13 protein-coding genes and 1 pseudogene are annotated in these 14,057 nt (G+C 44.1%); 5 read left to right on the top strand and 9 right to left on the bottom strand.

Features of this window, described 5'->3' with window-relative positions; genetic code table 11:
- Window positions 1-16: 16 nt before the first annotated feature.
- The 5 genes from ABH008_RS04690 to ABH008_RS04670 form a co-directional block, all read right to left on the bottom strand.
- Window positions 17-1,855: a hypothetical protein gene (locus tag ABH008_RS04690; protein WP_347988694.1), complete on the bottom strand. Its 1,839-nt coding sequence runs from the start codon at window positions 1,853-1,855 to the stop codon at window positions 17-19.
- Window positions 1,856-1,886: 31 nt separating this feature from the next.
- Window positions 1,887-2,621 carry a peptidoglycan-binding domain-containing protein gene (locus ABH008_RS04685; protein ID WP_347988693.1) on the bottom strand — a complete coding sequence of 245 codons (735 nt, stop codon included), beginning with the start codon at window positions 2,619-2,621 and terminating at the stop codon, window positions 1,887-1,889.
- Window positions 2,622-2,700: 79 nt separating this feature from the next.
- Window positions 2,701-3,567, bottom strand: a complete 867-nt coding sequence (locus ABH008_RS04680) for a hypothetical protein (protein WP_347988692.1) — start codon at window positions 3,565-3,567, stop codon at window positions 2,701-2,703.
- Window positions 3,568-4,235: 668 nt separating this feature from the next.
- The gene (locus ABH008_RS04675; protein ID WP_347988691.1) at window positions 4,236-5,321 is read right to left on the bottom strand and encodes a DEAD/DEAH box helicase; all 1,086 of its coding nucleotides are present in this window, start codon (window positions 5,319-5,321) and stop codon (window positions 4,236-4,238) included.
- An 80-nt stretch (window positions 5,322-5,401) separates the two neighbouring features.
- Window positions 5,402-6,661, bottom strand: a complete 1,260-nt coding sequence (locus ABH008_RS04670) for a hypothetical protein (RefSeq protein WP_347988690.1) — start codon at window positions 6,659-6,661, stop codon at window positions 5,402-5,404.
- 98 nt (window positions 6,662-6,759) lie between these two features.
- Here ABH008_RS04670 and ABH008_RS04665 point away from each other — a divergent pair, with 98 nt between their 5' ends.
- From ABH008_RS04665 to ABH008_RS04655, 3 genes are read left to right on the top strand one after another with little or no spacing between them, the layout of a single operon-like run.
- Window positions 6,760-7,041, top strand: coding sequence for a DUF1778 domain-containing protein (locus ABH008_RS04665; RefSeq protein WP_347988689.1), 282 nt, complete (start codon window positions 6,760-6,762; stop codon window positions 7,039-7,041).
- On the top strand, window positions 7,038-7,535 hold the full coding sequence (locus tag ABH008_RS04660; RefSeq protein WP_347988688.1) for a GNAT family N-acetyltransferase: 498 nt from the start codon (window positions 7,038-7,040) through the stop codon (window positions 7,533-7,535). Before ABH008_RS04665 ends, ABH008_RS04660 begins: the two co-directional genes overlap by 4 nt.
- Window positions 7,536-7,548: 13 nt before the next feature.
- Window positions 7,549-8,580, top strand: coding sequence for a virulence RhuM family protein (locus ABH008_RS04655; protein WP_347988687.1), 1,032 nt, complete (start codon window positions 7,549-7,551; stop codon window positions 8,578-8,580).
- Between the two features lie 381 nt (window positions 8,581-8,961).
- Here ABH008_RS04655 and ABH008_RS04650 read toward each other — a convergent pair.
- The 4 genes and pseudogenes from ABH008_RS04650 to ssb form a co-directional block, all read right to left on the bottom strand.
- Window positions 8,962-9,810: pseudogene (locus tag ABH008_RS04650) on the bottom strand (IS30 family transposase); the annotation flags it as partial.
- 163 nt (window positions 9,811-9,973) lie between these two features.
- On the bottom strand, window positions 9,974-10,798 hold the full coding sequence (gene istB / locus ABH008_RS04645) for an IS21-like element helper ATPase IstB (protein ID WP_347986692.1): 825 nt from the start codon (window positions 10,796-10,798) through the stop codon (window positions 9,974-9,976).
- Window positions 10,791-12,299 (bottom strand): IS21 family transposase, encoded by a 1,509-nt coding sequence (gene istA, locus ABH008_RS04640; RefSeq protein ID WP_347988686.1) that lies wholly within the window; start codon window positions 12,297-12,299, stop codon window positions 10,791-10,793. The genes istB and istA overlap by 8 nt, the downstream gene beginning before the upstream one ends.
- Window positions 12,300-12,399: 100 nt before the next feature.
- Window positions 12,400-12,735 (bottom strand): single-stranded DNA-binding protein, encoded by a 336-nt coding sequence (gene ssb, locus ABH008_RS04635; protein ID WP_347988685.1) that lies wholly within the window; start codon window positions 12,733-12,735, stop codon window positions 12,400-12,402.
- A 378-nt stretch (window positions 12,736-13,113) separates the two neighbouring features.
- Between ssb and ABH008_RS04630 the strand changes: the two genes are divergently transcribed.
- Both ABH008_RS04630 and ABH008_RS04625 read left to right on the top strand, forming a co-directional pair.
- The gene (locus tag ABH008_RS04630) at window positions 13,114-13,779 is read left to right on the top strand and encodes a hypothetical protein (protein ID WP_347988684.1); all 666 of its coding nucleotides are present in this window, start codon (window positions 13,114-13,116) and stop codon (window positions 13,777-13,779) included.
- 11 nt (window positions 13,780-13,790) lie between these two features.
- Window positions 13,791-13,991 (top strand): hypothetical protein, encoded by a 201-nt coding sequence (locus tag ABH008_RS04625; protein ID WP_347988683.1) that lies wholly within the window; start codon window positions 13,791-13,793, stop codon window positions 13,989-13,991.
- The last annotated feature ends 66 nt before the right edge of the window (window positions 13,992-14,057 follow it).

Raw genomic sequence — 14,057 nt, 5'->3', positions numbered from 1 at the left:
TTCTGCCTACTTGTAACTAAGTTTTGTCAGTTAGGCCGGGGTGCTTGCGCACTACCATGGTTTGCAACAAATCCGCATCCATGCCGCGCAGCACATCATAGCCCATCACGTTTTCCCGCCAAGGGTGGCCGCGCTTATTACCAAAAGTATCAACGCAATTGACTTGATCGTCGGAAAGTTTACTAACAGTGGTAAAATTATTTTCCCCTCCAGAACCCCGATGGTAAAGCCCTAGGATATGCCCCATTTCGTGAGCTAAATTCTGTCCGCTAGCATGTACTGAGCTGCCAACGGTCCAATCCGAAGGATAAATGATACCGTACAATCTCTTATGTAAATCGTCCGAAGTGAAGCTGGCTTGAAGCTTCTTACGCGCATTGATGTAAGCATGATCTGTAGAATTGGAACGATTTTGATGAGGAAAGGAGGTCATCTTGATTTTGCCAGCTGCACCGTCAGGTGGTACACCGCTGGGCAATACCCAAGAGCTGCTAGGCGCGCCATCTAGTTCAACCGACTTGCCAGATACGCCTTGTAAATCAGTAGCTGCGGCGTTTGTACCTGTCGTGGAACGCACAAATGCTACATTCAAAACACCTGGATTAAAATTAAGTCTGGTAGAAATGGGAGAGACATTATTGTTGACGTTGACCGTCCAGTTGTCTTTTTGGGCGGTAACGGTAAAAATTCCCTGGTTAGCGGAGGGGAGTGCATTGTCCCAGGTGGTATTATTGGTGTCGGGAATGAATTCTATACCGCATTGCCACCAAATAACCTGAGCGATGCGAATATAATCGTATAAATCCCCTGGAGAAACGGTAGGACTGCGTTCAGGATGATTGGTTTTGTCCACACCGTTAATAATATTCATGCGGTATTTTAATTGCTTGACGCCGCCTACCCACGCGCGGTAGGTGGCTAGTAACGGGCCGTCTTCGCCATCCCAACGGGCTTCGAGCACTGCCATCGTATCGCTTGACGCCGCCGTTCCGCGTACCATAACCCATATTCCACGATTGGAGCCCACTATTTCCGCTGGGCCTTGCTTTACTTTCCAGGTAATTTTACTTAGTTCCAAATCGCCAGGCCAAACCCAGGTAACAGCGATTTTCGCTGCTTTGGTGGTTATATTAGGGTCGTCTTTTTTTAATACTGGAATTAAAGACGGATTAACCAACACATTCCAATCCGAAGTTGGCGCTAGAGTTATCGGTTTGGCGAACGCAGTTTCAACGCCAGGCTCAACTTCTGCGCTCAAACTTACCAGCATGGAAGGGCGCGGCGGTAGTTTGGTTGGCGCAATAGGTACCGGGATTACAGGACACACTTCGACCCTCGGTTCTATGGCCTTCCCTGACACCGTAGTAAACGTGGTATTACCATTATTTTGCCGGCTGACCACTATACCTTTATTCAAATCCGGTTTAGTGGTGGCTTTGGTTTCCAAGATTTTTACGCTAATGTATACTTGATAGTATTGATGGTCGGGAAGAAACAACCAACCCTTGATAACGGCTGATCGGACAGGTACTTCATCGTACTCGGTAACAAACGGGTATTTCAGCGTGAGTTTGGCTTCACCCAAATTATCGTCACTAAAAACATCCACATCAATGCCTGTCATGGATATCAAGATGGTATCCCCAGGCTTTTTATCCCTAACATCAAGTTCTCTAGACCATTTTTCCGATAAATTAATAGTTTGTTTATCGTTTACCTCGAATTCGTAATTCGGATCACCAACAATCTGACCATCGATTTTGGCCGTCATTTTCCATTCGCCAGCACCAAACAAATCGGCGCTGTCAAAAGCGTAGAACTTGGTAAAGGAAACTTTGATTTTTGTGACTGGCATCCGCGTTGTGTCTCCGTGGCTTGGGCAGTTTTTAACTACCGTGCAGTTGCTTTAATTTATTTCGGGTGGCGTCGTCTATTCGACCAGTAATGTCTAATTGATTATCCTGTTGAAATCGCCGTAGGGACGAGCTCAAATCATCACTATCGTCTTCGCCACTAATATTACACGGATAACCCAAATTTGCTAGACGCATGCGAAAGCCCGACGTTTCGGTAATTGGGTCCATGGAACCCAAAGCCAAAGGCATGATGCGTTCTTCCGCAGTGCCTGGATTAAGAATAAGTTTTCCCTCACGGGCATTGGGAGGCACTGAAATTTCTATGCGACCATCGTCGTCGGTTGAGGCGCTTTTGACCAGCTTGCCGTCGATTTCTAAATTGTAGAAGGCATTTTTAACTGGAACGTCTTCCACGGTTTCAGGTTTAAAGTCTGGATCTTCAACATGAGAAATATCATCGGAACCAGTGGCATCTTCGACCGGCTTGTTTTCGGGTTTAGGCGGCTCCATAATTCGTAATCGCAGTTTGGCCGGAACCCCTTTTAATTTGAACGGGTGTCGTTTGTCTGTAGCGCAAGACACTTGTTTTTGCCGCTTATCGGGTATGGTCAGCACGTCACCTTCCTTTAAAATATTAGGGTTAGTGCGTAATTGCTTGAGCTCCAAGTTTTCAGGATGATCCCAGATGGTTTGCCAGAAAAAACCGTTTTCAAAAGCAATACTTGAAACACATTCTCCTGTTTGAACGGTATATTTTTTCGGCATAGACTTTACTTTTGGTTAACAACTATGGAAAGTATCGTGTTATTCATATGGATCTACTAGCATCGGACTTGGCTAATGGTCATGCCATGGACCAGGCTTCTTTATCTAAATCGGGAAAACTGACCTGGCAATTTCCAGCGGGAATATCATCCAAACGAGCTAATCCGTCGGCATCGGTTGTGCCAGTGTATTGTTTTTGATCGGCAGTGACAACTAGGTAGTTTTGGTTTGCTATCGGCTTACCATCTTCACCGAGCAATTCAATTTCAATCCAATGTTTTTCCTTTTGAAGACGCTGAACATGTTGGGATGGAGTAAAGGCTGGCTCGTTACTCTCTGCCCGAACATAGTTATTGGTAGAATATCGTAATAAAAGAAAACCAGTTTCTAGACGTGAAAATTTGGTTTCTGTAAACAACTCAATAGTTTGATGAAGGTAAGTTTTCTCATTTGCAGACGAAAAGGGAGATACAATCAATTTTTGAATAATCTGCTTTGCTTGATCTTTAGATATTATTTGATACTTTTGATTTCTACTTAAACTTTTCCATTGTTCAGCACTAATTAATCGCAGTGTTTGACCATCAAAATTAAAATCCTGTATTTTGTTAGGCAAACCAGTTAATATCTGATTGATAACTTTCTGTTTTGGATCTATTTCGGTTGTTGATGTTTTCCTTCCACTGATTGCCAACCGACCTGTCCTAATAAGCGCACAAACCTGCTTAATTACTTCATTGTCATCCAACCGATGGATGTTGAAAACGCCCTCCCCACAGCTGATGAGGCTACGCAAATTGCGCATTGCGGATTGGTTGCTTTTTAAAGCTTGTAACTTCATTTCAACTGATAAACTACCTTTAATTTGAAATGAAACGCCAGAATCAGCACACTCATGCCATTTACAGATAGAAACTTCGTTAAATCCTGAGGAAATTCGAGTCATGCAGTCCGCTCTTATTCGCATGTAGTTAAAATATTATTCTACACAGAATTTTGGTATTTTCAATTCTTTGATCAGGACGCTATTGTCCTACATTTAATGGTAACTGTTGTAAGCGGTTTACCAATGAGAATTTCACCCTGGCTTGAGTGTTTATGGTTATATTCCAAACAGTACAAGAACCCACCTACATAGCTGAATGATGTCATTATGACCAAGGACATAGTTATCTATCTATTCTGCTGTATCTAGCCACATTACGTTAGACAGTATATACCCCACTAAGCCAGATAACTTGCGGATTTTTGTATTTCATTGGGTTTCTTTAAACACCTTCTTGGTACGATGGCCGGATTTGAAATGCACAATAAATCAATGATTTAAATTGAGTATTTGTAAGCATAAAAACAAGTTACTGCGATTGTTACTGCACAATCCTCCACAAGCCTTATCCGGCGCGGTTTAAGACCGGTTCAAGTGAAAACGGTGCAAAATCCAGATTAATTTTTTACCGGTGAACTTGGGGAATTAAGGGAACATCTTTATATAATAGAAGGTTACCTCATTCCTTCTGGATTTACATAAATTTTTCAAGGGAACCAATCAAAATTATTCCCATTACCGGCAATTGCATCCTGAAAAGACTGAAAACTTAAGGTTGGACAGCAGAATCAGATATCTTGAATCGTGTATCCCAAGCTTTTATAGCCAATCCTCCTTTTTTCACTCATCTTGTCCAGCATTGGCACCAGGCTATCAACGTAGTCATAAATTACCACCTCTGATTTGGCATGGTGCAGGCGATGCAGTCTGCCGACATATTGTGAAAGCGTACCTTTCCAGGAAACCGGCATTACCAGGAATAAGGTATCCAGTCTGGCGTCATCGAAACCCTCACCCAAATATTTGCCTGTCGCAATAATGATGCGCTCTTCATTTTCCGGCAAATTATTAATTGCATTGATCAGTTCTTTTCGTTGGCGAATGCCGATGCCACCTTGCAGAACAAAAATATTTTTTGCAAAAGCAGCGATTTGCTCAGCCAAAATTTCCACATGTTCTTTCCGTTCGGTTAAAACAATAGGAATTCGCCCATCGGCTAGCGCTTTTTTGATATCAGAAACAATCAGGTCGTTCCTGTCCTTATTCAAAATCAACGCCTGATAAACTTCATGAATGGAATGATTCGAGTTATCCGTCATCTGAAACATCGTTAATCTTTGATGCACCAAATGATCAAAGGGCCGCTTCTTTGCCTGGTTTTTTGCGTTTACTTGATAACGAATTGGGCCACATTGCATGAATACGATGGGGTGATGACCGTCCTTCCGCGTTAAAGTAGCCGACAAACCCAACACATATTTCGCTTTACAAGCATTAGCCACTTTTTCAAAACTGGAGGCGGATAGATGATGGCACTCATCAAAAATCACCAGACCATAATTGGCTACCACGTCGTCCACCTCATGATTTTTGGTTAAGCTTTGCATGATGGCTACATCAATGATGCCGGTTGGTTTGTTTTTCCCACCGCCAATTTTTCCTATTTGCTTTTTTGGAATGTTCAAAAACATCTCAATGCGCTCCACCCATTGATCCAGCAATTGACGGCGGTGAACCACAATCAAGGTGTTCACCTGTCTTTTGGCCAGGATATACAACGCAACCACCGTTTTTCCAAATGCAGTGGTTGCGGAAAGTGTGCCGATTTCATGCTCAAGAAGCTTGGCAACTGCAGGCTTTTGCTCGTCAGTCAATTCTCCCTGAAATTGAATGCCCGTGATGTGATTGCCGATAAATCTTTCATCCTGAATATCAGGTTTTACATCAAGATCATTTAAAAGCAGTAATAATTCTTCCCGGCAACCTCTGGGCAGAGCGATATGTTGAGAAAATATTCGGCACAGGAAATAACACGAGGTGTTTCATGGGTAGATTGGCGTAAAGCCTGTTTTTTATAAAACTCAGGATTTTGAAAAGCGGCAATCTGGATGATTTTGCTTTGTACAAGTTTTGGTAATTCGGCCTTAGCAATAAAAATCTGATTCCCCAATACAATCGGCAATATTTTGGGCAATGGATCCGAAAGCATGAAATCTTTTGGTTTACGGGATGGCGAAAGCTTCCATGGTTCTTTGTCGTCTTCTTCAATTGGCAGCCTTACACCCAGAATTTTATTTTGTTGTTCCGCTTTTTTTATGACCACCGCCAATTGAGTAGGCGTAATTTTAAAAATGCTGGCAAGATAGGCCCATTGATCCGGATACGGCGTGAAATTCTCATTTATGAAGACGCTGTTGCCGTTTTCCCGCGCCTTTTTTTGCAGCGGTAACGCAATTAGGTTACCAAAACCGCCTTTAGGCATCGTATCCTGGTTTGGAAACAGGCGGTCATAAGACTTGAATCCTAATTCCGGATGCAAGTCCATTGCGCTGGTTAGCAGAAAGGCTCCCAATTTGCGCGCATCCATCGCCGTTACCGGTTCAGTGAAAAATATCCAGACATGGCCCCCTTTACCAGAGCGCGAACGCTCAATGGCACATGGAATCTTGTTGTCCTTGCATGCGCTCAAAAACGCCTTGATATCGTCCATCCAGGATTCTTCATCAAAATCGACTGCCAAAAACCAGCAATGCTCATTGCTTAATAGTGGATAAATGCCGGCAACAAAGTCGGAATTGGCTTTGCCGGAATAATCGTTACCAGCAAGATGATTAGCGATGACTTGATCCGTTACCGGAGAATAAACTCTGAATTGGCAATCGCTACACTTGATACGCGGTTTATGGCAAACATTAGGCCGCCATTCATTCGCGCAAACCGGCGTATAACCGGATTTGCCGGTTTTTTTGCTTTCATACCGCTTTGGATAAACATCCGTCCGACCTTTGAAAAGATCGCGAAACAAGTTTATCTTTTCATGGGTGGAGGAATAATGATTGATTTTGGCATCATCAATGATTTTTTCAAATTCAGACTGCTGCTCACTTTTTCTTTGCCCTAATTCCGATAATTGCTTCAATACAGTCTCCCGCTCAGCGTCTAAAGCTAGAAGCCGATTTTGCAGTTGCTGAATTTGTTGTTCAAAATCATTCATTGTCAGATCATCAAAGAATTACAGTTTGACTAGATATTATATGCTAATATGTGCTCACATATGACGCACATTAACCTCGTCAAGTGGGAGGCACCTTTATGGAAAACGCAAGCACAAAAGAAAGCCGGCTTAATATCCGATGCGATATCAGAACGCGAGCACTGCTTGATAAAGCAGCAACCTATTCACACGTCAGCCTGTCCGAATTTGTATTGTCTCAGGCATTAGCAACGGCTGAAAAGATTGTTCAAGCCCATGAAAACATCACCATGCAACCGGACGACTTCCAGGCATTTTTAGATGCTCTGGACGCACCAGCAGAAGCAAATCCCGCGTTGCAAAAAGCCTTCCAGCGGCATCAGGAACAAGTTTTGAAGTGAACCGCTTCCATATCAGGCCATATACCAAATCGGTAATCCGGACAGAATTTGATTGCGGTCAATCAGAGCTCAATTCTTACATCCGTCATTACGCCACCCAGGATATCAAGCGAAATGTCGCCCGAATCTTTATCGCAACTCCCGAAGAACAAGACACACAGCTGGCCGGTTTTTATACATTAAGCGCAGGTAGTATCAGCTGTTCGGAATTACCGGAATCCCTGACCAAAAAATTGCCAAGATATCCGGTGCCCATAGCAATACTTGGGCGACTGGCTGTTGATCTAAAATACCAAGGTCAGGGGCTTGGCTCCATTTTGCTGGCGGACGCCTGTCAACGTGTAGCCCATGCCAGCAAAACCTTGGCGGTTGCAGGAATTGTTGTAGATGCTAAAGAATCTGCTGCTGATTTTTACCGACATTTTGGGTTTATGCCATTGAATGGCATTTCCAACAAATTACTTTTACCGATTACTTACTTTGCTGCTGGATAGTTGCCAAACCTAAATGACAAAAAAATTAATCCGAAATAGCACAGCCGAATTTCTTATCTTTACTGGACAGGCCGGTGAACAAAGCATTGAAGCACGCTATGAAGATGAAACCGTCTGGCTTTCGCAAAAACTGATGGCAACATTGTTTGATGTTACTGTTCCAACAATCAATGAGCATCTAAAAAATGCTTACGAAACGGGAGAAATCAACCGAGACACAACTATTAGGAAATTCCGAATAGTTCAAACAGAAGGAAATCGAGAAATTTCTCGTAACGTTGATTTCTTCAATCTCGATGCCATTATTTCCGTCGGTTACCGCGTCAACTCTATTCGTGCAACGCAATTCCGGCAATGGGCAACCAATGTTCTAAGAGAATTTGCCATTAAAGGTTATGTACTGGATAAACAGCGCATGGAAAACGGCGCTTTTCTCAATACCGATTATTTTGAACAACTACTGGCGGAAATCAGGGAAATACGCCTGAGCGAACGCCGGTTCTACCAGAAAATAACCGACATATACGCCACAAGCGTCGATTACAACCAGGATGCGCCAACCACAAAAAAATTTTTTGCCAAGGTGCAGAATAAATTACATTTTGCAATCCACGGACATACCGCTGCTGAATTAATTCAACAAAGAGCAGATAGTCGCAAGCCACATATGGGACTAACCAGTTGGGCAAATGCACCTGAAGGCAAAATTCTGAAAACCGATGTGGTAATCGCCAAAAATTATCTGACCAGGGAAGAGCTGGAATCTCTTGGTCGTATAGTCAATGCCTACCTGGATTTGGCAGAAGAACGGGCGCTACGTAAAATTCCAATGACCATGGAGGATTGGGCCAAACGCCTTGATGCCTTTCTGGAATTTACCGAAAGAGATATTCTGCAAAACAGCGGCAAAGTTTCCATGGAAATTGCTAAAAGCCATGCCGAAAGTGAGTTTGAAAAATTTCGCGTTGTCCAGGACAGGCTATTTGAAAGTGACTTTGACAAAATATTGAAACAAGAAAATGCCGCTTCCAATCAGGAAAAATAGAAATAATTGTCCGCACGTCGCTGGACAGCATCGAACCATATCGGACAACATAAAACAACCTATCCTATTGATAAATAATATTTATTTATCAACATCCGCTTGACAACCCCTTAAATTTCCACCAAACTAACCCCGGCTCAAAGAACTTTTCAGGATGAAATTTTCATAGACTCCAAATCCGGGAGTTTAAATACACGGATCTATACCGACTATAGCCCCTCGGGGTGGCAGAGAAGCCGTTGGATATACTGTGTCCGCAGGGTCGTTTGGCAATGCGTCCACCTGAAGATATTTTTTATATGATAAATGGTGCAGATGGGCTTTAAAATATAAAAATATAAAGGGGTCAGGTTACTTTTATTTAAATTAAGTATGGTGAGTTCAACTGGTCATTGCAACGCATTCGTTTAGTTTATCACCAGGCATCATGTAGCCCAGTGTTTTTCTAGGTCTCGTATTAAGCTTTAAAGCAATCTCATCTAGGTCTTGCTGACTATAACCGCTTAAATCGGTCCCTTTGGGAAAATATTGTCTTAATAATCGGTTTGTATTTTCATTGGTTCCTCGCTGCCAAGGGCTTCTTGGATCGCAAAAATACATTGCCACATCGGTGGCTACAGTAAATCTTTTATGTTGAGCTAATTCAGTACCACGATCCCATGTCAACGAAGCCATTAAGCCGGAAGGAAGTTGCTGTACCTGACGAATTAATGCATTCACAACATTCGTCGTATCTTTGCCATCAACTTGAACCAGCAACACAAATCGTGACCGACGTTCAACTAGAGTAGCAATATGGCTGTTTTTAGACCCCGTAATCAGATCACCTTCCCAATGCCCAGGTATTGCACGATCCTCAACCTCTGCAGGTCGATCTTTTATCGATACCGCATCAATAATTTGCCCTCTTGGCTGGCCTTCAGTTGTTGATGCCTTACCTCGCCGCATCATTCGTTTCGATCGTAGATGTCCGATTAATTCCTTTTTCAAAACGCCGCGTGCTTGAATATACAGGCTTTTATAGATTGTTTCATGTGAGACATGCATATTGATATCGTTTGGATATTCATGTTTAAGCCAGCCAGCAATTTGCTCAGGAGACCAATCGAAACCGAGTTTAGTTGCCACCATGATTTGTAGTTGAGAATGTGTAGCCAGTCGACAGGGCTTAGGTCGCTGTGCTTGATCCCATGCTTTTGAATCAGCTTCGATTGCTCGATATTGATCTTTATTATGTTGGCGCTAATTGAAAATTGACCACCCGTGCTAATCGAAAATTGACCAGGGATTATGTTAGGCAGATTACTATACTGCGCCGAATTAGTCGACCAGACTGAGTGAGTTTTGCCCCCTTTTTTTAAATGTGTTATTTTCGAATACTGATGATTTCATACTAGTCATCCGTGTTTGCCGCTATTGATTCTGCTATTGGCAATGACCGTTTGGACAATTCCCTGGATTTAATCCGTTCTTTTGCTATAGCGCTACTTTCCTTAAACCGAAAGGATTCATTGCCGGTTTCAATGATATGGCAATGATGCGTGAGGCGATCCAGCAGTGCTGTTGTCAGTTTGGCGTCAATAAACACGCTACTCCATTCTGAGAAAGTCAAATTGGTTGTAATGATGACGCTGGTACGTTCATAAAGTTTGGAAAGCAGATGGAACAGGAGTGCACCACCCGCCTGTGAAAAGGGCAAATAACCCAGCTCGTCCAAGATGACCAAGTCCACCTGCATGAGCATCAGCGCCAGTCGTCCTTGTTTACCAGCTGCTTTTTCCTGCTCCAGTGTGTTAACTAACTCAACGGTGGAGAAAAAGCGCACCCGTTTGCTGTGCTGCTGGATACCGCAAACGCCCAGTGCTGTGGCCAAATGGGATTTTCCGGTTCCAGTGCCACCCACTAATACCAGATTCTGTGCAGCATCGGTAAATGTCAAGGTTGCCAGTGTCTGGATCAGTGACGGGTCTACTTTAGATTGGCTGAAATCAAAGCCTAGCAAATCCCGGTGGATCGGAAATTTGGCTGAACTCATCTGATAGCGGATGGTGCGGATGCCCCTATCAATTGATTCTGCCTGTAACAATTGGTCGAGCAGCCATTGTGTCGAATGGATCAATTCAACCGTGCCTGCTAAGTTTTGCGTTTGTAATTCGGCGTAACATGCCGCCATGCCATACAATTTTAGGGCTTTAAGTTGGCTAATGATGTCAGACATGAGTCACCTCTTGATCACTTAGGCTGTCATATCGAGCCGTGTCAGCCAGTGGCTCTTCAGTCAGCTTTAAACTTGTTTCCACCTGTGCTGGAATAGGTAAATCATTCAGTCGGGACAGGACGTTAACCACCTGTTCGAGACTCGTCACCCCTGCATCTAATAATTGTTTAACAGCACTCAATACGGTTTCTAAGCCATGAACCGGAACAGCGGCTAGCACTTTAGCCATAATCCGATCACCTTGTTGCCGTTCCCGGTGGCGTAACGCTGTTCGCAGTTGCGCAAACAGCAACGGCATATCTTCAAAAGGCGCACCGTTACGCAATGCCCCCGGTTTTTTTTCAATCAGCGGAATATAGTGCTGCCAATCATAGCTGACTTGATCACGAGCCAACAGACGCGTATGGCGAGCAACGACGTCACTTTCGGTACAGATGTCGACCTTATCGGCATAAAGATGAATGGTGGCTTTGCGATTAGCGAGATGACAGGGTACTGAGTATTGGTTGCGCTCCACGGTGACCAGACAGGTACTCGATACCCGAGCCAAGATCTCGATGTAGCCATCGAAAGGTGTTGGCATGGGCATAAGATAAATTTGCTCTTGCTCGAGCGCATCGGCTACCGTAATACCCGCATAATGGGGATGTTCAATTTCGGTCCAGAGGGCGCGGCATTTCAGATCAAGCCAGGTATTCAGCTCTTCAAAGCTACTAAAGCACTGTGTTTTGGCCTCTATCCAAACTCGACGCCTGGCATCCTGGACATTCTTCTCGATAATGCCTTTTTCCCAGCCGGAAGCCACATTACAGAAGTCCGGTTCAAACAAATAATGTGCCGTCATGGCGTAAAAACGTGAATTGATGATGCGACCATTACTTTTTTTGATGACTTTGTCGACCGCCGTTTTCATATTATCGTAAATACCGCGCTTGGGTATGCCACCCAGTGCAATGAAGGCTCGGGTATGCGCGTCGTAGAGCATTTCCTGGGTTTGCGTGGGATAGGCAGACAAAAAAAACGCGCGACTGGCGCACAGCTTGGTATGCGCCACTTGAATTTTACGATGGATACCGCCGATTATCTGCCATTCTTCGCTCCAATCAAATTGAAACGCTTCGCCTAGCTCGAATTTGAGCGGCACATAAGCGGATTTACCTGCGGTGATCGAATCGTTTTGCCAATGGCGGATATAAGCGGTAAGAAGGAAATAACTGCCGGTATAACCTTCTTTTTTGATCATTTGAAACAACATCAATCCGGTACGACGATCCCGTTTAGCGCGTTGGGCATCAACGTTTAATGCCAGCAACAATGCGGGAATATAAGCTGTCAGCTTGCTATTAACTCGGGATCGTTTGGGATACTTGTAGTCATCTGGGTTGCTTTCTTTAAGCCATGCCTTAATGGTGTTCCGCGACAGACTGGTCAGCCGCTGAATTTCACTGATGGACAGGTGGTCGCGATGAAACAACCGTCGAACTTTTGCGAACATTGACATGTAATGCACTCTCGTTTTGCTCCTGCCTAAAACATCAGCAGGATACGTGAATTGCCTGGTCAATTTTCGATTAGCACAACACTCTATAAATGATCAATTTTCAACTAGCGCCAACAATTTGCAGATCATTAACAACAATTTCGGTGGTAAACCGACGTTCGCCGTCCTTATCCCATTGCTGATAATGCAAGCTGCCTTCCAAATAAATCTTACTGCCCTTTTTAAGATAATCGGCGGCAATTTCTGCGAGATTGCGGAAAAACACCACCCGATGCCAATCGGTACGCTCTTGACGCTGACCTGCCTGATCGTTCCATACCTGTGATGTTGCCAGACGTATGGTTACGACCATTCCGCCATCAGGCAAATAACGGACTTCAGGCTCGGCGCCAATATTCCCTAACAGGGTCACTTTATTTACACCACGAGTTGCCATAGTGTTTACCTCCAATCCGGCCGCGCCCGGAAAAAACGAGAAAAACCCACAGGCGCGGCAGCGGGCTCAAATCCGGGGTAAACCTCCCGGCAGGGAAAGCGTTCCCTGGACAGGATAAAAATGTACAAAGCAAATAAACATCAGGCTTGACGCACCCGACACGTTGATGAAAAACACCCCCGCCGCTTAAAAGCGGAACGCCGGCAAAAAGCCGGATCAGAACGCAAAAACAGCGTTATGAAATGTCAGATCATTGAAGCAGAGAATTTTTGTTTGTAACTTGCAAAAAATGCGTAATTCGTCATTTTTTGCAAGTTGGCTTAAAAAAAATTGCCGTACTATCGGCTGATCATCAATCACAAGATCAAGGGTTCTGACATGGCGGAAAATAGTGTTCGTGAGAAACAGGGGCGACCAGAAATCAGTCGGCCAGTGTTTGAACGTACGATCAAGGTTAATAGTGAACAAGCTATCCGGGTTATCCGTAAAAGCTATGATCGCCTGATCAAATCACTGTACGCTATTGATGTCATTTTGCGGATTATCGGAGAGGAACAGGCCATCGACGAGCTTGAAACCTTGGTAAGTGGTATGATCAGCGAGTGCGCCCAACAACTTCAGGCTGAAAAATCTCGACTGGATAGCGTATCCTCTGAAAACGGCATCACCGAAAAGCCCATCTATACCCATCCGACTGAATTCAAGGCTCAGATTGCTTCACCTCAGATAGCCCAGTTTATTGAACTCATCAAACTGCTTGATCAGCTGATGATGGTGATGGACACCTTGTGGCTATGCCAGATAGTATCCAGCAAGCAATGCACTGAAGCCCGTTATCAATGGCAGCAAAGACTGCAAAAATTGGCAAATCGGATCGTGACGATTGAACGGTTAGCGCATAGAGCGGCTTATGATCAAGGTCGCGGGGAAGAAGTACGCGCTGCCCGAATAGAGTCTGGGCTTCACACAGAGCCGGAAACCATAAACGAGAACGACAAAGAAACTTTGCCGAATGAGGAAAACGATCAGCATTCAAAGATTTGAGGGACTATCCTATGTCGAAGAAAAACCTTGAAAATCGTCTTACCGTTTTGCTTACAGACCAGGAGGTCTGGGATTTGGCCCAGTATTTCAAGCGAACTGGTTTTTCAGATTACCGAAGCAATGCTGTTGATGAAGCAGAAGCTTACCGAATGTTATCTGCCGGCGAGAAAATCAGAAACGCCTTGGCAGAACTTGGGTACGCTCCGCGTTGACATGCATCCTCCGCTCACCATGGGTTCATTTAAATATCAACATAGATTGTAGTGTGTGATTGAAAG

It is taken from the genome of Methylomonas sp. AM2-LC (genome assembly GCF_039904985.1).
Classification (GTDB): Bacteria; Pseudomonadota; Gammaproteobacteria; order Methylococcales; family Methylomonadaceae; genus Methylomonas.
Note: the sequence above shows the minus strand (reverse complement) of the source record. Positions and strands in the feature narration are given on the sequence as shown.

What these genes read in the sequence shown, in the direction of transcription:
- ABH008_RS04690 (WP_347988694.1), bottom strand. Translation starts at nt 1,855, where the DNA reads ATGCCAGTCACAAAAATCAAAGTTTCCTTTACCAAGTTCTACGCTTTT.
- ABH008_RS04685 (WP_347988693.1), bottom strand. Translation starts at nt 2,621, where the DNA reads ATGCCGAAAAAATATACCGTTCAAACAGGAGAATGTGTTTCAAGTATT.
- ABH008_RS04680 (WP_347988692.1), bottom strand. Translation starts at nt 3,567, where the DNA reads ATGACTCGAATTTCCTCAGGATTTAACGAAGTTTCTATCTGTAAATGG.
- ABH008_RS04670 (WP_347988690.1), bottom strand. Translation starts at nt 6,661, where the DNA reads ATGAATGATTTTGAACAACAAATTCAGCAACTGCAAAATCGGCTTCTA.
- ABH008_RS04665 (WP_347988689.1), top strand. Translation starts at nt 6,760, where the DNA reads ATGGAAAACGCAAGCACAAAAGAAAGCCGGCTTAATATCCGATGCGAT.
- ABH008_RS04655 (WP_347988687.1), top strand. Translation starts at nt 7,549, where the DNA reads ATGACAAAAAAATTAATCCGAAATAGCACAGCCGAATTTCTTATCTTT.
- istB (WP_347986692.1), bottom strand. Translation starts at nt 10,798, where the DNA reads ATGTCTGACATCATTAGCCAACTTAAAGCCCTAAAATTGTATGGCATG.
- istA (WP_347988686.1), bottom strand. Translation starts at nt 12,299, where the DNA reads ATGTCAATGTTCGCAAAAGTTCGACGGTTGTTTCATCGCGACCACCTG.
- ssb (WP_347988685.1), bottom strand. Translation starts at nt 12,735, where the DNA reads ATGGCAACTCGTGGTGTAAATAAAGTGACCCTGTTAGGGAATATTGGC.
- ABH008_RS04630 (WP_347988684.1), top strand. Translation starts at nt 13,114, where the DNA reads ATGGCGGAAAATAGTGTTCGTGAGAAACAGGGGCGACCAGAAATCAGT.
- ABH008_RS04625 (WP_347988683.1), top strand. Translation starts at nt 13,791, where the DNA reads ATGTCGAAGAAAAACCTTGAAAATCGTCTTACCGTTTTGCTTACAGAC.